The organism is Sulfitobacter sp. HNIBRBA3233 (assembly GCF_040149665.1).
In the GTDB taxonomy this organism is placed as follows: Bacteria; Pseudomonadota; Alphaproteobacteria; order Rhodobacterales; family Rhodobacteraceae; genus Sulfitobacter; species Sulfitobacter marinivivus.
The window spans coordinates 588,072-606,396 of sequence record NZ_JBEFLP010000001.1; the positions used below are offsets into that span (position 1 = coordinate 588,072).

18 protein-coding genes and 1 tRNA gene are annotated in these 18,325 nt (G+C 63.2%); 4 read left to right on the forward strand and 15 right to left on the reverse strand.

Features of this window, described 5'->3' with window-relative positions; genetic code table 11:
• Positions 1 to 42 precede the first annotated feature (42 nt).
• Positions 43 to 405 carry an SUF system Fe-S cluster assembly protein gene (locus tag ABMC89_RS02885; protein ID WP_349565002.1) on the reverse strand — a complete coding sequence of 121 codons (363 nt, stop codon included), beginning with the start codon at positions 403 to 405 and terminating at the stop codon, positions 43 to 45.
• A gap of 127 nt (positions 406 to 532) precedes the next feature.
• On the opposite strand from ABMC89_RS02885, the gene tgt reads away from it, so the two are divergent.
• Positions 533 to 1,660 carry a tRNA guanosine(34) transglycosylase Tgt gene (gene tgt / locus ABMC89_RS02890; RefSeq protein ID WP_349565004.1) on the forward strand — a complete coding sequence of 376 codons (1,128 nt, stop codon included), beginning with the start codon at positions 533 to 535 and terminating at the stop codon, positions 1,658 to 1,660.
• Positions 1,661 to 1,730: 70 nt separating this feature from the next.
• Here the strand turns inward: tgt and ABMC89_RS02895 are convergent, their stop codons facing one another.
• From ABMC89_RS02895 to pcaF, 9 genes are all read right to left on the reverse strand, one after another.
• The gene (locus tag ABMC89_RS02895) at positions 1,731 to 2,621 is read right to left on the reverse strand and encodes a hypothetical protein (protein ID WP_349565006.1); all 891 of its coding nucleotides are present in this window, start codon (positions 2,619 to 2,621) and stop codon (positions 1,731 to 1,733) included.
• Positions 2,622 to 2,729: 108 nt separating this feature from the next.
• Positions 2,730 to 4,763 carry a phenylacetic acid degradation bifunctional protein PaaZ gene (paaZ, locus tag ABMC89_RS02900; protein WP_349565008.1) on the reverse strand — a complete coding sequence of 678 codons (2,034 nt, stop codon included), beginning with the start codon at positions 4,761 to 4,763 and terminating at the stop codon, positions 2,730 to 2,732.
• A gap of 27 nt (positions 4,764 to 4,790) precedes the next feature.
• Entirely contained in the window at positions 4,791 to 5,549 is a 759-nt protein-coding gene (locus tag ABMC89_RS02905) for a Phenylacetic acid catabolic protein (protein WP_349565010.1), read from the reverse strand.
• Positions 5,550 to 5,559: 10 nt separating this feature from the next.
• Complete coding sequence (locus tag ABMC89_RS02910) at positions 5,560 to 6,627, reverse strand: 2Fe-2S iron-sulfur cluster-binding protein (protein WP_349565012.1); 1,068 nt, start codon at positions 6,625 to 6,627, stop codon at positions 5,560 to 5,562.
• A 10-nt stretch (positions 6,628 to 6,637) separates the two neighbouring features.
• Positions 6,638 to 7,102 carry a 1,2-phenylacetyl-CoA epoxidase subunit PaaD gene (paaD, locus tag ABMC89_RS02915; RefSeq protein ID WP_349565014.1) on the reverse strand — a complete coding sequence of 155 codons (465 nt, stop codon included), beginning with the start codon at positions 7,100 to 7,102 and terminating at the stop codon, positions 6,638 to 6,640.
• Positions 7,096 to 7,854 carry a 1,2-phenylacetyl-CoA epoxidase subunit PaaC gene (paaC, locus tag ABMC89_RS02920; RefSeq protein ID WP_439655631.1) on the reverse strand — a complete coding sequence of 253 codons (759 nt, stop codon included), beginning with the start codon at positions 7,852 to 7,854 and terminating at the stop codon, positions 7,096 to 7,098. Before paaC ends, paaD begins: the two co-directional genes overlap by 7 nt.
• Positions 7,854 to 8,198 carry a 1,2-phenylacetyl-CoA epoxidase subunit PaaB gene (gene paaB, locus ABMC89_RS02925; protein WP_349565018.1) on the reverse strand — a complete coding sequence of 115 codons (345 nt, stop codon included), beginning with the start codon at positions 8,196 to 8,198 and terminating at the stop codon, positions 7,854 to 7,856. The genes paaC and paaB overlap by 1 nt, the downstream gene beginning before the upstream one ends.
• A complete protein-coding gene (gene paaA / locus ABMC89_RS02930; RefSeq protein WP_349565020.1) occupies positions 8,195 to 9,187 on the reverse strand; it encodes a 1,2-phenylacetyl-CoA epoxidase subunit PaaA in 993 nt (330 codons plus the stop codon). The genes paaB and paaA overlap by 4 nt, the downstream gene beginning before the upstream one ends.
• Before the next feature lie 31 nt (positions 9,188 to 9,218).
• Entirely contained in the window at positions 9,219 to 10,424 is a 1,206-nt protein-coding gene (gene pcaF, locus ABMC89_RS02935) for a 3-oxoadipyl-CoA thiolase (RefSeq protein WP_349565022.1), read from the reverse strand.
• Positions 10,425 to 10,760: 336 nt separating this feature from the next.
• Between pcaF and lon the strand changes: the two genes are divergently transcribed.
• The 3 genes from lon to ABMC89_RS02950 all read left to right on the forward strand — a co-directional run bounded on the left by lon (position 10,761) and on the right by ABMC89_RS02950 (position 14,047).
• Complete coding sequence (lon, locus tag ABMC89_RS02940; RefSeq protein WP_349565024.1) at positions 10,761 to 13,172, forward strand: endopeptidase La; 2,412 nt, start codon at positions 10,761 to 10,763, stop codon at positions 13,170 to 13,172.
• Positions 13,173 to 13,390: 218 nt separating this feature from the next.
• Positions 13,391 to 13,828, forward strand: a complete 438-nt coding sequence (locus tag ABMC89_RS02945) for an HU family DNA-binding protein (RefSeq protein WP_349565026.1) — start codon at positions 13,391 to 13,393, stop codon at positions 13,826 to 13,828.
• A 144-nt stretch (positions 13,829 to 13,972) separates the two neighbouring features.
• Positions 13,973 to 14,047 (forward strand) — tRNA-Val (locus ABMC89_RS02950).
• Between the two features lie 129 nt (positions 14,048 to 14,176).
• Here the strand turns inward: ABMC89_RS02950 and ABMC89_RS02955 are convergent.
• From ABMC89_RS02955 to ABMC89_RS02975, 5 genes are read right to left on the reverse strand one after another with little or no spacing between them, the layout of a single operon-like run.
• A complete protein-coding gene (locus tag ABMC89_RS02955) occupies positions 14,177 to 14,641 on the reverse strand; it encodes a nuclear transport factor 2 family protein (protein ID WP_349565028.1) in 465 nt (154 codons plus the stop codon).
• Positions 14,642 to 14,645: 4 nt separating this feature from the next.
• Complete coding sequence (gene cynS / locus ABMC89_RS02960) at positions 14,646 to 15,113, reverse strand: cyanase (protein WP_349565030.1); 468 nt, start codon at positions 15,111 to 15,113, stop codon at positions 14,646 to 14,648.
• A gap of 17 nt (positions 15,114 to 15,130) precedes the next feature.
• Positions 15,131 to 16,039: an ABC transporter ATP-binding protein gene (locus ABMC89_RS02965; RefSeq protein ID WP_349565032.1), complete on the reverse strand. Its 909-nt coding sequence runs from the start codon at positions 16,037 to 16,039 to the stop codon at positions 15,131 to 15,133.
• Between the two features lie 10 nt (positions 16,040 to 16,049).
• Entirely contained in the window at positions 16,050 to 16,883 is an 834-nt protein-coding gene (gene ntrB / locus ABMC89_RS02970; protein ID WP_349565034.1) for a nitrate ABC transporter permease, read from the reverse strand.
• A 3-nt stretch (positions 16,884 to 16,886) separates the two neighbouring features.
• A complete protein-coding gene (locus ABMC89_RS02975) occupies positions 16,887 to 18,269 on the reverse strand; it encodes a CmpA/NrtA family ABC transporter substrate-binding protein (protein ID WP_349565036.1) in 1,383 nt (460 codons plus the stop codon).
• Positions 18,270 to 18,325 lie beyond the last annotated feature (56 nt).

The following is an 18,325-nucleotide window of genomic DNA, read 5'->3' on the forward strand; positions in this document are numbered from 1 at the left end:
CTGTCAGGACGGCCCGTGTGATCCTAGCGCGCGGGGGCGGGTTTACATGAACCCCAGCTCCAGCCGCGCCTCGTCGGACATCATGTCCATGCCCCATGGCGGTTCCCAGACCAGTGCGACATCCACCTGTTTGACGCCCGCGATGGGTTCGACCGCATCGGCGACCCAGCCGGGCATCTCGCCCGCGACGGGACAGCCGGGCGCTGTCAGCGACATCTTGATGTCGACTTCGTTGGCGTCGTTGATCGCGATGGTGTAAATCAGGCCGAGCTCGTAGATATTCACCGGAATTTCCGGGTCATAGACAGTGCGGCAGGCTTCGACGACCTGCTCGTACAGCGGGTGGTCCGTGCTCGATGGCTCGATCAGCGGTGTGCCTTCAAGGGGCGGCGTGTTCTCGGTCATCTGTGCCTCGTTTGACGTGTTTCCGACTTTTTATATAGGGATTGCGGAACAGGGCGTAAAGGGAGGCTGCGTTGCAACGCCCGCGACGAAACTGTAGGACCGCAAAAATCACAAGCGAGGACGCGGAATGGCGGGATTCTCTTATCGGACAGAGGCGCGGGACGGGCGGGCGCGCACCGGCGCGATCACCACGCCGCGCGGCGAAATCAGAACCCCTGCGTTCATGCCCGTGGGCACGGCGGCCACCGTGAAGGCGATGCTGCCGGGCAGCGTGCGCGAGACCGGCGCCGATATCCTGCTGGGCAATACCTATCATTTGATGCTGCGCCCGACGGCGGAGCGGATTGCGGCTCTGGGCGGGCTGCACAGGTTCATGAACTGGGACCGGCCGATCCTGACGGATTCGGGCGGCTTTCAGGTGATGAGCCTTGCGTCGCTGCGCAAGCTGACCGAGCGCGGCGTGACCTTCAAAAGCCATATCGACGGGTCGAAACACGAGATCACGCCGGAACGGTCGATGGAGATACAGGCGCTGCTGGGATCGGACATCGTGATGTGTTTCGACGAATGTCCCGCATTGCCCGCCGACCGCAGCCGCATCGCCGAAAGCATGGAGCTGTCGATGCGGTGGGCCAGACGCTCGAAGGAGGCATTCGGCGACCGGCCCGGCCACGCGCTCTTTGGCATCCAGCAAGGCGGGCTGGAGCAGGATCTGCGCCAGCAAAGTGCGCAGGCGCTGCGCGAGATCGGGTTCGACGGCTACGCCGTGGGCGGGCTGGCCGTGGGCGAGGGGCAGGAGGCGATGTTCGACTGCCTGGACTACGCGCCCGAGCAGCTGCCCGAAGACAAGCCGCGCTACCTGATGGGCGTGGGCAAGCCCGACGACATCGTCGGCGCCGTGGCGCGCGGCATCGACATGATGGACTGCGTGCTGCCGTCGCGCTCCGGACGTACGGGGCAGGCATTTACCCGCCACGGCGTGGTCAATATCCGCAACGCCCGCCATCAGGACGATCCGCGTCCGCTGGACGAGGCTTGCGGCTGTCCGGCCTGCCGGAATTATTCGCGGGCCTATCTGCACCATGTCACCCGCTCGAAAGAGATCATCGGATCGATGCTGATGACGTGGCACAACCTGCGCTACTATCAGGATCTGATGGCGGAAATGCGCGCGGCGATCGCGGCGGGCACGTTCCGGAGCTGGCAGAACGACTTTCACGCGGGACGGGCGCAGGGCGATATAGACCCTTTGTGATCTTTGCGGGATGACAGCGCCGCGCGTGGCCTTGCCACGACGCCCCGCCCGCCATCCCGCAGAGGCCATGTCAGGCGAACTGCGCGACCTTGCACCGGTAGAGCCCCGCCATGGACCAGTCGCGTTTGCCACGCTGGCGCGCCCGCAGGTAATCCGCACGGTCGCCCAGTTCGTCGTCGAACCAGCGCGCGATCGCGACCCGCGGCAGCGCCTCGGTCATCCGCGCGCACAGGGTCACGCGGCAACCGGGGCGGTCGCCCAGCGGTGTGATCGTGATCTCGTAGGTGCCTTCGACGAGGCTGCGGCTTTTGGGGTTCACCCGACCCACGTGATCGTATTTCGCGTGAAAGGGTGCATTGCGGTCCAGAAACGTGATCGTGCGGTGTTCATAGAGCGATCCGCCGTGGGTATAGGTCGCCTCGAACCTGTCGGGATCCCCGTCGATCGGGGTGATGTCGTGCAACAGCGGATCCCAATGCGCGCTGACGGGGGCCGCGCCTGGCACCAGCGTCTCCCACAGGGACTGCGGATCAAGCGGGCTGACGATGCTGCGGCACGAGCGGTTGTCGAGCGGCAGGCGAAACCGGTCGAGCGCTTCACCGTAGATCAGCGCGACGAGCACCAGCGTCAGGATAAACGGAACGAAGCCGCCGATATAGGGGATCTCGTAAAGCGCGGGCACCAGAACCTGCAGGGCGGCGGTGACGAAAAATGCAAGCGCCCCGAGCTCCAGCAGGCTGCGCCAGCGCGGCAGTACAATCACCACGACCGCGCCCAGCGCCATGACACCCGCCGCGACGATCAGGGTCGTCAGCAGCAGCGACAACGACAAGATGACAGGCGGGAGCGGCCCCAGCGCCGCGATCCCGAAGCGGTCGAGGACCATCATCATCAGCGCCAGACTGGCGAAAAACCCGCCAAAGAGCAGGCACCGCCGCTGGCGCCACAGCAGTCGAAACATGATCCGGTATCCGTGTTAGGCGGCGCCTGAATATCCGCGCGGCGCGGCGAAAATAGGGCGATTTGGCGGAAGGTCCGCCATCACGGACATGGGCGCTGCGCCGCGGGCCTAGCTATAGGCGTTCATCGTCAGGAGTTCGTATTCGGCCACCGGCTCCGCATCCTGGTTCGTCACGCGGACATGCCAGCGCACCTGACCGTAGGTATCCGTGCGCGGTGTCTTTTTCTTCACCGTCAGCTGAACGGAGATCCGGTCGCCCGGAGAGACAGGTTTCATGAAGTTCAGATCGCCCAGACCGGTGTTGGCCAGCACGGGGCCGGGATCGGCCTGAACGAAGAGGCCGGCGGCAAAGCTCAGCAGCAGGTAGCCGTGCGCGACGCGACCGGGGAAGAAGGGGTTCGCCTTCGCCGCCTCCTCGTCCATATGGGCGTAGAAGGTGTCGCCGGTGAAATGGGCAAAGGTCTCGATATCGTCGAGCGTGACATCGCGCGCGTCGGTATGCAGGGTCTCGCCGATCTGCAACTGGGTGAATGTGCGCGTGAAAGGATGCGCGCCGCCGGTGATCTGCGCCGCACCGGGGACCCATTCCTCGCCAACGGCGGTCAGAATATCGGGGCTGCCCTGTACGGCTGTGCGCTGCATGTAGTGCATCACGCCGCGTATCCCGCCCAATTCCTCGCCGCCGCCGGCGCGGCCCGGGCCGCCGTGGACCATATGCGGCATCGGCGCGCCATGGCCGGTGCTTTCGGCCATGCTGTCGGCGTTGTTGAAATAAAGACGCCCGTGCCACGCAGCGGCCCCCAGAACCATCTCGCGCGCCAATGCGCCGTCGCGGGTGATGACCGACGCTACAAGCGAGCCTTGGCCCCGGTTGAGCAAGGCGATGGCATGGTCGGTATCGCGGTAGGGCATCACGGTGGATACGGGGCCGAAGGCTTCGGTATCGTGCAGCCGCTCCGCCGCGTCGGGGTCTTCGCAGTGAAACAGCATCGGCGGGACAAAGGCGCCCTTGTCGCGGTCCGCCCCCGCGACGGTAAAGCTGTCGGGATCGCCGTAGACGCGCCGCGCCTCGGTGCCGATGATCGCGGCCTTGGCCAGCACGTCCTCGCGCTGCGCGCGCGAGACCAGCGCGCCCATGCGCGTCGCCTTGTCACGCGGATCGCCGATCACGGTTTTCGCCAGCCGGTCCGACAGTGCGTCGATCACCGCCTGCACATGGGCGGCGGGGGCCATGATGCGCCGGATCGCCGTGCATTTCTGACCCGCCTTGGTGGTCATCTCGCGGTGCGCTTCGTTGATGAAGAGATCGAATTCGGCGGTGCCGGGTGTGGCGTCGGGGCCGAGGACCGAGGCGTTCAGACTGTCCTGTTCAGCCACGAACCGCACCGAGTTGCGCAAAAGATGCGGCTCAGAGCGCAGTTTCAGCGCGGTATCTGCCGAGCCGGTGAAGCTTACCACGTCCTGCGCATCGAGCTGGCGCAGCAGATCGCCGGTGCCACCCGCGATCATCTGCAGCGCACCGTCGGGCAGAATGCCGCTCTCCAGCATCAGGCGGACGCAGGCGTGGGTGACATAGCTGGTCGCAGTGGCGGGTTTGACAATGGACGGAACCCCGGCGAGGAAGGTCGGCGCGAATTTTTCGAGCATGCCCCAGACCGGAAAGTTGAAGGCATTGATATGCACGCCGACCCCTTGCAGGGGCACGGCCACATGGCGGCCCAGAAAGCTGCCGGTGCGGCCCAGCTGTTCCACATCGCCGTCCAGAAAGATGCGCGCGTCCGGCATCTCGCGCCGGCCTTTCGAGGCATAGACGAAGACCGTCCCGATCCCGCCGTCGATGTCGAATGCGTGGTCGGCCTGTGTCGCACCTGTCTCGAACGACAGATCGTAAAGCACCTGCTTGTGTTCGTTGAGGTAGATCGCCAGCGCCTTGAGCATGCGCGCGCGGTCGTGGAACGTGAGCTTGCGCAGGGCAGGGCCGCCGACCTCGCGGGCATAGGCGCGCATCGCACCGGTGTCCAGCGTGTCATTACCCGCGCGGGCGATCGTATCGCCGGTAATGGCCGAAGCGATGCTGCGCGCGGCACTGTCAGGCGCGATCCACTGTCCGGCAGCAAAAGAGGGGATGTCTTGGACGGTCATGGCAGGCTCCGGAATGGTTGGGAGGGATCAGGCGGGCGCGCTGAGCGTGTATTCGGCGAGGGCCGTGCGCGCGCGGTCCTCCCAGCGGCTGCGCAACTCGCTGTTGCTGGCGCGGCGCAGGCCAAAGCCGCGCAGCCGCGCGTCGCGGCCCGTCTCTTCCGAGCCGAAGCCCGCCGAGACACGCGGCCACCAGTAATCGACAGCGGGTTGCAGCACCGCATCGCCTGCGGCGAGTGCGGCCATGCCTTCGGCGGCAAGCTCGGCGTGGCGTCGTTCCACCGGTTCGATCTCGCGGAAGGTTTCGGCCAGCGGCTGGTAGGACAGGCCACGGTAATCTTCCAGCAGAACGCCGACCGCCAGCCCCATCAGCAGGTTCATGGTGACCGCATCGGCCCAGCCCTCCAGCGGCGCGTTGAACACCGGCAGGCGCATGTCGGGATGCACACGCCGCGCGCCGATGTCAGCATCGCGGGGTAGGCGGTCCTCCCACGGGTGATGCTGAACGTAGCGGGCGGTATCCGCGCCGAATTCGGCCATGATATGCAGCACCTTTTCGGCGTGGTGGTTTTTCTCCAGCACGATCCGCGCGGCGGCGATCCGTTCCTTCACGCCCGGACCGGCGTTGATCATTGTCGCAAACCCCGCAGCCCCCGCAAGCTGGCTGTCCACGAAAATCGCCATCAGACGCATCAGTTCGGCGCGGTAGCGCGGCGGCACGTTGCCCGGTGCCGTAAGCCGCCCGCCCTGAGACAGGTAATCCTCTATCCGCATCGCGTCTTCGCTCATGGGCGTGCTCCTATTGGTCGTAGTCAAACGCCACATTATCCGAAAGAGGGTAGCATTGGCATGTCAGAACATAGCCCTGCGCGACTTCGTAATCTTCCAGCGCGTGGTTGGTGCGCATCTCGACCTCGCCCTCGGTCACCTTGGCACGGCAGGTGGAACAGACGCCGGCCTTGCAGGCAAAAGGCGCGTCGAGCGCATTGTCGAGTGCGGCGTCCAGCAGGCTGCGGTCGCGCGGCATGGTGAAGCTGCGGGTCGATCCGTCCAGCGTGCAGCGCGCCTGCGTTTCGCCGCCCCTGGCCGCGCTGCCCTCGGCCTTGGCGGGGGCCTTGGCCCGCCCGGGTTGCGACGAGGCGAAGAGCTCGAACTTGATCTGCGTGTCGTCGAGGCCGTGATCGCGCAGCGCCTGCGCGATGCCCAGCATCATCGGCTCTGGCCCGCAGATGAACGCCGTATCCACCGACGCGATGTCGATCCAGCTGGAAAACAGGCGCGCGCATTTTTCCTGATCCACGCGGCCGGTGAACAGGTCGATGTCCTGCGCATCCTGTTCCAGCACGTGGATCACGTTGACCCGGCCCATATAGGAATTCTTGATGTCCTCAAGCTCGTCGCGGAACATGATCGAACTGATCCCGCGATTGGCATAGACCAGCGTGAACCGCGACTTGGGCTCGCGCGCCATGACGGTCTTGAGGATCGACAGGACGGGGGTGATCCCCGATCCTCCGGCAAAGCCGAGGTAGTGGCGCGCCGCGTCCGCGTCGAGATCGGTGTAGAACTTACCCATCGGCGGCATCGCTTCGATCGTGTCGCCGGGTCTCAGATCGGTATTCGCCCAGGTCGAGAAGGCGCCGCCCTCGACCCGCTTGATGCCGACCTGCAGAATACCGTCATCGCGGCCCGCGCAGATGGAATAGCTGCGGCGCAGCTCCTGCCCGTCGAAGGCGCGGCGAAAGGTGAGGTACTGACCTTGGATGAAATCGAAATCAGCGCCATTTTCCGGTTTCAGACTGACAACGACCGCGTCGCGGATGGTCTTGCGCACATCCGTGACGGTCAGGGGGTGGAAACGGGCCATGGGATCCTCGTCAGATGCATTTGAAGTAGTCGAAAGGCTCGAGGCACTCGAGACAGCGCCAATGGGCCTTGCAGGGGGTCGATCCGAACTGGCTGACCTTTTGCAGATCGGTCCCGCCGCAATTCGGGCATTTCTCAGGCCCGCCGGCGGGCGAGGGCGGGGCGATCCCGTATTCCTCGAGCTTGCGCGCGCCCTTGTCGCTTAGCCAGTCCGTGGTCCACGGCGGCGACAGCTGCTGGCGGATGCGCAGCTTTTCGATGCCGTGTTCGCGCAGCGCGGTTTCCACGTCCATGGAAATGACCGAGGTCGCAGGGCAGCCCGAATAGGTCGGCGTGATCGCGACCTCCAGCGTGTCGCCGTTCCAGTCCACGCCGCGCACGATGCCCAGATCGACCACGGAAATCACCGGAATTTCCGGATCCGGCACTTCGTCCAGCCAGGCCCAGACAGTCTGGATGTCGGGCTGGGCTACCATTGCGCGCCGGGGTAGGCGCGTTGCAACCACTGCATCTGCGCCAGCATATGTCCCAGGTGTTCGGAATGCATCTTGCCGCTGCGCCCGCCCTTATGGGCGAAATCGTCCTCGGGCCGGGTTAGCGTGGCCTCTGCGAGGGTGGCCGCGACGGTCTGGTCCCAGGCGGGTCGCAGGCTGGCCGGATCGGGCATCAGGCCGCGATCGGCCATCTCGGCATCGATATCGTCGCTGGCGAAAAGCTCTCCGGCGTAGGGCCACAGCAGGTCGAGCGCGCGCTGCATCCGGTCGTGGCTCTCGGCCGTGCCGTCGCCCAGCGCAATCACGGTTTCTGACGATCTTTCAAGGTGATAGGTAACTTCCTTGACGGATTTCGCGGCAATCTCGGCGATGCGCGGATCGCTCGATTGCGTAAGTCCCGTCAGCAGCGCCTTATGCGCGGCGTCGAAGAGGAACTGACGCATCATGGTGACGGCGAAATCATCGTTGGGCCGCTCGACCAGCAACACGTTGCGAAACTCCCACGCGTCGCGCAGGAATGCCAGATCGTCGGCAGACCGGCCCGCGCCTTCGACCTCGGCGGCGTAGCCCAGCCACATCTGCGTCTGGCCGATCAGGTCGAGCGCCACATTGGCCAGCGCGATGTCCTCTTCCAGAACGGGGGCCTTGCCGCACCATTCGGAGACCCGGTGACCCAGCACCAGCGTGTTGTCACCCAGCCGCAGGAGAGCCTGAAACAGCGCGTCGTCTGCCATCACATATGTCCTACTTCGTCGGGTACATCGAAAAACGTCGGATGGCGGTAGACCTTGTCATTGCTCGGATCATAGAGCGCTTCCTTGTCACCGGGGGCGGAGGCGTGGATCTGCTCGGCCTCCACCACCCAGATGCTGACGCCCTCGTTGCGGCGGGTGTAGACGTCGCGCGCGTTCTTGACGGCCATTTCCGCGTCCGGCGCGTGAAGCGATCCGACGTGCCGGTGGTTAAGACCGTGCTGGCCGCGGATGAAGACTTCGAACAAGGGCCATTCCCCGGTGCGCTTGGGCTTTTTTTCGGGGCTTTCCGTCTTGTCATAGGGGGTGGGGGTGAGGCTGCTCATTCTGCGGCCACCTTCGCTGCGCGCCGCTTGCGGGCGTGCGCCAGCATCCCGTCACGGACCCATGCATTGTCTTCCCACGCGGTCTTGCGCGCGTTCAGCCGGTCGTGGTTGCACGGGCCGTTGCCCTTGAGCACCTCGAAGAATTCGTTCCAGTCGGGTTCGGCGAAGTCGTAGCCGCCTTTTTCCTCGTTCCACGCCAGCGTGTCGTCGGGAATCGTCAGCCCGAGGTATTCCGCCTGCGGAACGGTCTGGTCGACGAATTTCTGGCGCAGTTCGTCGTTGGTGTTCATCTTGATCTTCCACGCCATCGACTGCGCGGAGTGAACGCTGTCCTTGTCGGAGGGGCCGAACATCATCAGCGACGGATACCAGAAGCGGTTCAGCGCATCCTGCGCCATCTTCTTCTGCGCGTCCGTGCCTTTGCACATCTTCATCATTATGTCGAAACCCTGCCGCTGGTGAAAGGATTCCTCCTTGCAGATCCGCACCATGGCGCGGGCATAGGGCCCGTAGGAGGTGCGCTGCAACGGCACCTGGTTCATGATCGCAGCCCCGTCGACCAGCCAGCCCACGGCCCCCATGTCGGCCCATGTCAGGGTCGGGTAGTTGAAGATCGAGGAGTATTTCATGCGCCCTTCGTGCAGCGCCTCGAACATCTCGTCGCGGGTGATGCCCAATGTCTCCGCCGCACAATAGAGGTAGAGGCCGTGGCCGGCCTCGTCCTGCACTTTCGCCAGCAGGATCGCCTTGCGCTCCAGCGTTGGTGCGCGGGTGATCCAGTTGCCTTCCGGCAACTGGCCCACGATTTCCGAATGCGCATGCTGGCCGATCTGGCGGATCAGGTTCTTGCGATACCCCTCGGGCATCCAGTCCTTCGGCTCGATCTTGCCACCCGCGTCGATACGCTCCTGAAAGGCGCGCTCCTGCGGGTCCATCTCGTCGAGGGATCGAACGCCCTCACCGGTTGATTTGACCATCTGTGCATACATCGTATCGGTCCTTTCGGGTTGTGGCGCGGGGTTATACCCGCTCCAGAATCAGCGCGACGCCTTGGCCGACGCCGACGCACATCGTGCAAAGCGCGTAGCGGCCCTGCGTCCGCTGGAGTTGATAGGCAGCCGTCAGCGCGAGCCGCGCGCCGGACATGCCGAGCGGATGGCCGATCGCGATCGCGCCGCCCAGCGCGTTGACGTGCGGCGCGTCCTCGGGAATGCCGAGCGCGCGCAGCGTGGCGATGCCCTGGCTTGCGAAAGCTTCGTTCAGCTCGATCACATCCATCTGGTCGGCTGTGAGGCCCGCGCGCTTCAACACTTTCTCGCAGGCGGGGATCGGCCCGATGCCCATGACGCGCGGGGCGACACCGGCGGCGGACATCGCCACCACCCGCGCCATCGGCTTCAGCCCGTGGGCGTTCGCCGCCGCTTCGCTGGCGATCAGCAGTGCCGCCGCGCCGTCATTGACGCCCGAGGCATTGCCCGCTGTCACGGTCTTGTCGGGGCCGTTGATCCCGCGCAGCTTGGCCAGTGCGGCCGCATCGGTCTGCGGGCGCGGGTGCTCGTCGCGGTCCACGATCTTCGGGTCGCCCTTGCGCTGGGGAATGGTGACAGGCACGATTTCGTCGGCGAAAAGGCCCTTTTCGTCGGCGGCGGCCCAGCGCTGCTGGCTGCGCAGGGCAAAGGCATCCTGATCCTCGCGGCTGACGCCGTAATCCTCGGCCACGTTGTCTGCGGTCTGGGGCATGCTGTCGATGCCGTATTCGTCCTTCATCTTGGGGTTCACGAAACGCCAGCCGATGGTGGTGTCATAGACCGCGTTGGCCCGCCCGAAGGCGGTTTCGGCCTTGGGCATGACAAACGGCGCGCGTGTCATGCTTTCCACACCGCCGGCGATGGCCAGATCCATGTCGCCCGCGCGGATCGCCTGCGCGGCAGAGCCCACGGCGTTCAGGCCCGAGGCGCAGAGCCGGTTCAGTGTCACGCCCGGCACATCGACGGGCAGACCGGCCAGCAGGGCGGCCATCCGGGCCACGTTGCGGTTGTCTTCGCCGGCCTGGTTTGCGCAGCCCATGAAGACGTCATCCACCTGCGCCCAGTCGACGTCGGAATTCCGCTCCATCAGGGCGCGAATGGGGGCGGCGGCAAGGTCATCCGCACGCACCTGCGCAAGCGCGCCGCCGTAGCGGCCGATGGGGGTACGGATGGCATCGCAGATGAAAGCGTCGGTCATTAAGTGCTCCAGTCATGTTGTTAGATGAATCATAGCGCAATTTCCGCATCCGTTCAACAATTGCGTTACATATCTGATGATAAATATTCGGCATCGGTAACGCGATGCGCGGCGCCCGATCGGCGGACCTTGGCGCAAATTTCAATAAAGACTGATCAATCCGAGGTTGCCGCTCACGGGGTATCGCGCCATGTTAAGCACAAGCCGCCCAAAGCCCCGGCATCCGTACTATTGAAACAGGTGGACCCGATCCCCAATTATCGAGTCCGAAAGGAAACAGCGCAGTGTTGCCTCTGTGAGGGACCATAGCTGTTTTGCAGATATAAGGAAAAGAGCATGCAAGAGCCTCTGAACGCGAGCTATCCCGTCCTCCCGCTGAGGGATATCGTCGTTTTTCCCCATATGATCGTGCCGCTTTTTGTGGGCCGCGACAAATCCGTGCGCGCGCTCGAAGAAGTCATGTCCGATGACAAGCAGATCCTGCTGTCGAGCCAGATCGATCCCGGTATCGACGACCCCGACAGCGACGGTATCTTCAAGGTCGGCGTTCTGGCCAATGTGTTGCAACTGCTGAAACTGCCTGACGGCACCGTGAAGGTACTGGTCGAGGGGCAGGCGCGGGTGCGCATTACCGAATACCTCGAGAACGAGAACTTCTTCGAAGCCCGTGCGGAATACCTGACCGAAATGGACGGCGACGATGCGACCACGAAGGCGCTGCTGCGCTCGGTCGCGGAGGAATTCGCACGCTACGCCAAGGTCAAGAAGAACGTCCCCGAAGAGGCGCTGAGCGCCGTGGCGGACGCTTCCGATCCCGCGCGTCTGGCGGATCTGGTGGCCGGACACCTCGGCATCGAGGTCGGCCAGAAACAGGATCTGCTGGAAACCCTGACCGTGTCCGAACGGCTTGAGAAGGTCTATGGCCTGATGCAGGGCGAGATGTCGGTTCTTCAGGTCGAGAAGAAGATCAAGACCCGCGTCAAATCGCAGATGGAGAAGACCCAGCGCGAATATTACCTGAATGAGCAGATGAAGGCCATTCAGAACGAGCTGGGCGACGGCGAGGACGGCAAGAACGAGGTTGCCGAGCTGGAAGCGAAAATCGCCGAGACCAAGCTGAGCAAGGAAGCCCGCGAGAAGGCCGAGGCAGAGCTGAAAAAGCTCAAGAACATGTCGCCCATGTCCGCCGAAGCCACCGTCGTGCGCAACTATCTTGACTGGATGCTGTCGATCCCGTGGGGCGTCAAATCCCGCGTGAAGAAGGATCTGAACAAGGCGCAGGATATCCTCGACCGGGATCACTACGGTCTGGAGAAGGTCAAAGAACGGATCGTCGAATACCTCGCGGTGCAGCAGCGCTCGTCCAAGCTGAAAGGCCCGATCATGTGCCTTGTCGGCCCTCCGGGCGTCGGCAAGACCAGCCTGGGTAAATCCGTGGCGAAGGCCACGGGGCGTGAATTCATCCGGATCTCTCTGGGTGGGGTGCGCGACGAGTCCGAAATTCGTGGCCACCGCCGGACCTATATCGGCTCCATGCCCGGCAAGATCATCCAGGCGCTGAAAAAGGCCAAGACGACGAACCCGCTGATCCTGCTCGATGAGATCGACAAGATGGGTCAGGACTTCCGCGGCGATCCGGCGTCGGCGATGCTCGAGGTGCTTGATCCCGAACAGAACTCGACCTTCGTGGACCACTATCTCGAAGTGGAATACGACCTGTCCAACGTGATGTTCCTGACCACGTCGAACAGTTACAATATGCCCGGACCGCTTCTGGACCGGATGGAGATCATCCCGCTTTCGGGCTACACCGAAGACGAGAAGCGCGAGATCGCCAAGCAGCATCTTGTGACCAAACAGGTCAAGAACCACGGTCTGAAGGACAAGGAGTTCAAGATCGAGGACAGCGCGCTGACGGATATGATCCGCTACTACACCCGCGAGGCGGGCGTGCGGAACCTTGAACGCGAGATTGCAAAGGTCGCCCGCAAGGCCCTGACCAAGATCGTGCGCAAGGAAGTCGAAAGCGTCGTCGTGTCGGACGAGAACCTCGACGAGTTCCTGGGCGTGCGCAAGCACCGCTACGGTTTGGCCGAAGAGGAAAACCAGGTCGGTGTCGTGACCGGGCTGGCCTATACCTCCGTAGGCGGCGAGCTGCTGCATATTGAAGCGCTGCGCCTGCCGGGCAAGGGCCGGATGAAGACTACGGGCAAGCTGGGCGATGTGATGAAGGAATCCATCGACGCGGCGAGCTCTTACGTGCGCTCCATCAGCCCGCAGATCGGGATCAAGCCGCCGCAATTCGACACGCTGGACATCCACGTCCACGTGCCGGACGGGGCAACGCCCAAGGATGGCCCGTCGGCGGGTCTGGCGATGGTCACCTCCATCGTTTCGGTCCTGACGAAGATCCCGGTCCGCAAGGACATCGCCATGACCGGCGAGGTGTCGCTGCGCGGCAACGCGATGCCGATCGGCGGATTGAAGGAAAAACTGCTCGCGGCACTGCGGGGCGGCATCACCACGGTGCTGATCCCCAAGGAAAACGAGAAGGATCTGCCCGATATCCCCGACAACGTGAAAGAGGGGCTGACGATCATCCCCGTGACCCACGTGTCCGAAGTGCTGGAGCACGCGCTGGTCCGCAAGCCGGAACCGGTGGAATGGGACGAGGCCGCAGAAGAAGCGGCGGCAGCGGCAACGCTGGCGGCGAAATCCGGATCGGGCGACGCAGCCACGACGCACTGACCCCGAGCACAATGATGATAACGACGCCTCCGCAGCAGCTGCGGGGGCGTTTTTCGTTCAGCCGGTTGCGATCCGGCGGTTGGATGCTGTCGTCACTTGATCATCTGCGCGCGCCGACGCGCCATATCGCAGCCGCCCGCGCGTTTCACTGGATTTTTCCGCGATTCCTGCGTAGCCTTGGCAAAAAACAACATCCCCCGAGGAAAGAGAGCGGAAAAATGACAACGTCATCCAAAAAGACGACCAAGGCGCCCAGCAGCACGAAATCGAAGTCTGCGGCGTCCGGGACCACGACAGCCACGCCGCCAGCAGCCGCGACAGCCGACCCGAAGGTCGTCGATACGCTTTCGCCCGTTGTGGTCGGCAACGAGCTGCGCAAGAAGGAACTGTTCGACCTTGTCGTCGCGCGGTCCGGCATGAAGAAGAAAGACGTCAAACCCGTGGTCGAAGCCATGCTCGCCGTGCTGGGGGATGCGCTGTCGGAACACCGCGAGATGCAGTTGCCGCCGCTGGGCAAGCTCAAGGTGCAGCGCGGCAAGGAAATGAGCGACGGCCGTGCGCTGGTGCTGAAGCTGCGCCAGAAAAACGCGGCCCTGAACGCCAAGCCCAGCGCAAAATCGGACAAACCTGCAAAGCCCGCTACTGCGGCAGAGTAACCCGCGCCCAGGCAGCGGTCTATCGGGACGGGAGGGCGACAGCGCTCCCGCCTGCGTCTTTCTGTCATGCCGGACATATCGCGCGGGCTTTGTGATTTCGCCCTCTTGCACCAAAGGTCGAACTTGGCTATTTCACGCCCCAGCGGGTGATTAGCTCAGTGGTAGAGCGCTTCGTTCACATCGAAGATGTCAGGAGTTCAAATCTCTTATCACCCACCATCTTCCCACGCTGCGCTATGATTGAAAAACAGACTTTACGTCCCGACTGAGCGGCGTACGAGCTTAACAATATTAATCCGGAGTGGTCCCGGAGCGATCCTCCGGCGGGGCGGGAGGCGTGGGGCGCTGTTACAGCCCGAGCTCTGACAGACCGGGGTGATCTGCGGGACGCGGGCCTTGCGGCCAGTGGAATAGGCGATCGGTCTCGGCAATCGCCACGTCGTTGATGGAAGCGTGGCGGGTGGCCATGTATCCTTCGGCGTCGAACGCCCAGTTTTCGTTGCCGTAGGCGCGAAACCATTGGCCCTGCGCATCGTGGAACTCATAGCAGAAGCGCACCGCGATCCTGTTGTCGGAATGGGCCCATATTTCCTTGATCAAGCGGTAGTCGTTCTCGCGCTGCCATTTGCGCACGAGGAAATCGCGCACCGCCTCCCGCCCGGTCAGGAATTCCGAGCGGTTGCGCCATTTCGTGTCCGGGGTATAGGCCAGTGCCACCTTCTCGGGGTCGCGCGTGTTCCACGCGTCCTCGGCCATGCGGACCTTCTGGACCGCCTCGTCATGGCTGAAAGGGGGGACTGGCCTACGGGTCACCGGATTACCAGCTGTTGTAGCCGAGGTATTTGCCCGACATCTCGACCTTGACCCGGTCGCCCTTGGGGTTCTCGACCCGCGTGACGGACATGTCGAAATCGATGGCCGACATGATGCCGTCGCCGAATTTCTCCTGGATCAGCGCCTTGAGGGTCGGGCCATAGACGCCGACGATCTCGTAGAAGCGGTAGATACAGGGGTCTGTCGGCACTGCCTGCTCCCAGATCTTGGTCGGGCTTTCGGCCAGCACGCTTTCGGCTTCCTGCGGCAGGCCCATCACGCTGACCATCTTCTTCGCCTTCTCGGGAGGGAAGGCGTTCATGCCCATGGCCGCAGAGTGGGTCCAGACGGGCGACATCTCGATCTTCTCGGCGATCTGCTCCCACGTCAGGCCCGCCTGTTTCTTGGCGGACAGGATCATGGCGGTTACGTCTTCTTTGGTCATCATTTCTGTCATCATCAGGTCTTTCATGTTGGTCTCCTCGGGTCTTATGTGTTCACCGCGCGCAAGGCGGGTCGTGTGTCCTCGGGGTCGTCGGTGGCGGTCGTTGTCTTGTCGATCCGCACAGTTTCGGGCTTGTTGGTCTGGCCCGGCTCGGTGGGCTGGCCGGACAGCTCTTTCGAGCGCTTGCCGAGGAACTGAACGAGATGGTTGCGGATCGCGTAGTAGTTGGGATGCTCGACGATCTCGGTCCGGCTGCGCGGACGCGGAATGGTAATCTCAACGCTTTCGGCGACACGCGCTTGCGGTCCGTTCGTCATCAGCAGGATGCGGTCGGCCAGCAGGATCGCCTCGTCGATGTCGTGGGTGATCATGAAGACGGTCTGCTCCATCTGGCCCCAGATCTTCAGAAGCTCGTCCTGAATGGTGCCGCGCGTCAGCGCGTCGAGCGCGCCGAAGGGTTCGTCCAGCAGCAAGAGCTTGGGGTGGTTGGCAAAGGCCCGCGCGATGGACACGCGCTGGCGCATGCCGCCCGACAGCTGGCTGGGTTTGCGGTGGATCACGTCGCCCTCGAGCCCCACCATCGACAGGAACTTGGTCGAGTGTTCGGCGACCTGCGCCTTCGTCCACTCCGGGTGGCGCGCGGCCACGCCGAAGCTGACGTTCTTGAGCGTGCTCAGCCACGGCAGGAGCGAATAGTTCTGGAACACCACACCACGGTCGAGGCTGGGCCCCCTGACTTCCTGCCCGTCCATGATCACCGTGCCGCTTGTCGGATCGGCAAGACCGGCGAGGATGTTCATGATCGTGGATTTGCCGCAGCCCGAGTGGCCGAGGATCACGACAAACTCGCCTTTCTCGACACCGAAAGTGGCTTCTTCGAATACGGTCAGCTCACCGCCGGCGCCATCGGGAAAGCGCTGCGTCAGGTTTTCTATGCTCAGATAAGGTTTCATGGATGGTCCTTTATTCGACGTAGGCGACGCGGCGTTGCAGCAGTCCGAACATGGCGTCCAGAAGCATGCCGACGACACCGATCATGAGGATTGAGAAAACGACGGACGTCAGATCAAGGTTGTTCCATTCGTTCCAGACGTAGTAGCCGATGCCGGTTCCCCCCACGAGCATCTCTGCCGCGACGATCACCAGCCACGCGATCCCGATCGAGATCCGCATTCCGGTGACGATGGTGGGGGCAGCGGCAGGCAGGATGACCGTGAAGGCCGTCTTCAGCGCGCCCAGTTCGTGGGTTCGGGCCACGTTGACCCAATCCGCGCGGACCCCGGCGACACCGAAGGCGGTGTTGATCAGCATCGGCCAGATCGAACAGATGAAGATCACGAATATCGCGGATGCTTCGCTGTCACCGATGATGAACAGTGCCAGCGGCATCCATGCCAGTGGTGAAATCGGTCGCAACACCTGGATGAAAGGGTTGAGCGCCTTGTAGGCAATAGGCGACATGCCGATCAGGAAGCCCAGCGGAATGGCGACAAGCGCGGCCAGAAGATAACCGGTCAGGACGCGGTAGATCGAATAGCCGATCTGGATCCCGATGCCCTTGTCGTTGGGACCCGCATCGTAGAACGGGTTGCTCAGCTGTTCCCACGCCTTGGCGATCACATCGCTTGGCGGTGGTACACCGGCTTTCGGCGCGCCGGCGCCGGTCAGACGTTCGTATTCTGTCAGCTCGCCGACGGCCTTTTGGCCGGGAATGGCGGCCTCCCATATCAGGAGGCCGACCACGAGCATGACAACCGACAACAGCGCCGCGCGTTGGTTAAGGGATAACGTGTACATCCCTTACCCTTTCTTGATCGCAAAGCTGTCGACGTAGGCTTCGGGGGTCGCGGGATCAAAGGATTTGCCCATGATCATGTGCGACTTGTAGGTGACGTCCGGCGCTTCGTAGCCCAGATCCTCCATCACCTTGCGGCAGTCGGCGGCCAGATAGACCTGCTCGGCCACACCCTTGTAGTCCACATCCCCTTCGATATAGCCCCAGCGCTTCATTTGGGTGAGGATCCACACACCCATGGAATGCCACGGGAAGGGATCGAAATCGATCCGGTCGGGCACCTGCTTCACCTCGCCCAGACCGTCGGCATAGGTGCCGGTCAGCACCTGTTCGATCACCGTCACAGGCTGGTTGAGGTAGTTCGTCGGTGCAATCGCGGCCGAGATTTCCTTGCGGTTTTCCGGGGCTGAGGCGTATTGCGTGGCGTCGATGATCGACTTCAACAGCGCGCCGTAGGTGTTGGGCAGCTCCTGAGCGAAAGACAACGGTGCGGCGAAGGCGCAGCAGGGGTGACCTTCCCAGATTTCCTTGGTCAGGATGTGGATGAAGCCGATGCCCTCGTAGACCGCGCGCTGGTTGAACGGGTCGGGCGACAGATAGCCGTCGAGGTTGCCTGCCCGCAGGTTGGCGACCATTTCTGGCGGCGGCACCACGCGGATCTGGATATCGACATCGGGGTCCAGCCCGAATTCCGCCACGTAATAGCGCAGCAGGAAGTTGTGCATCGAGTATTCGAAAGGCACGCCGAAGGTGAAGCCCTTCCACTGGCTCGGGTCGCGCTTGTCGAGGTGTTCGTTCGAGAGCACGATCGCCTGGCCGTTGATGTTCTCGACCGCGGGCATGATGTAGGGCTCGGCCACGGATCCCGCGCCCAGCGTCATCGCCAATGGCATCGGTGTCAGCATGTGGCTGGCGTCATATTCGCCATTGAGCGATTTATCGCGGGCAACCGCCCAACCGGCAGTCTTGATGACCTGTGCATTCAGGCCGTAGCGTTCGTAGAATCCCAACGGCTGGGCCATGATGATCGGCGTCGCACAGGTGATCGGGACGAAGCCGATGTTGAGGTCGGTTTTTTCCGGGGGCCCGAGGTTGTCGAGGATCGCGGCCTTGGCTTCGTTGATCGGAAACACCGAAGCGAGTGCCGCGGCAACGGTCGATCCGCCCATCATTCCCATGAACGACCGGCGTCCGATATCGCTCTGGCCAAAGACGGAGCGAACGATGGCGCTTTCGACAGCGCGTTCGAGCATCCCTTCCGACGTGGTCAGATCGACGCTGTCGTCGACTTCGGGTGCGGCAGTGCTACAGCTGTGACAGCTGCAATCCGCCCCGTGCCGCAGATCGGATTTCGCTGAGAAGGGATTGCCGAGTGATTTCATTGTCATGGTGATGCTCCATCGTTGGGTAGGATGAGAGTGCAACTTGAAGCAGACCAGTTGAA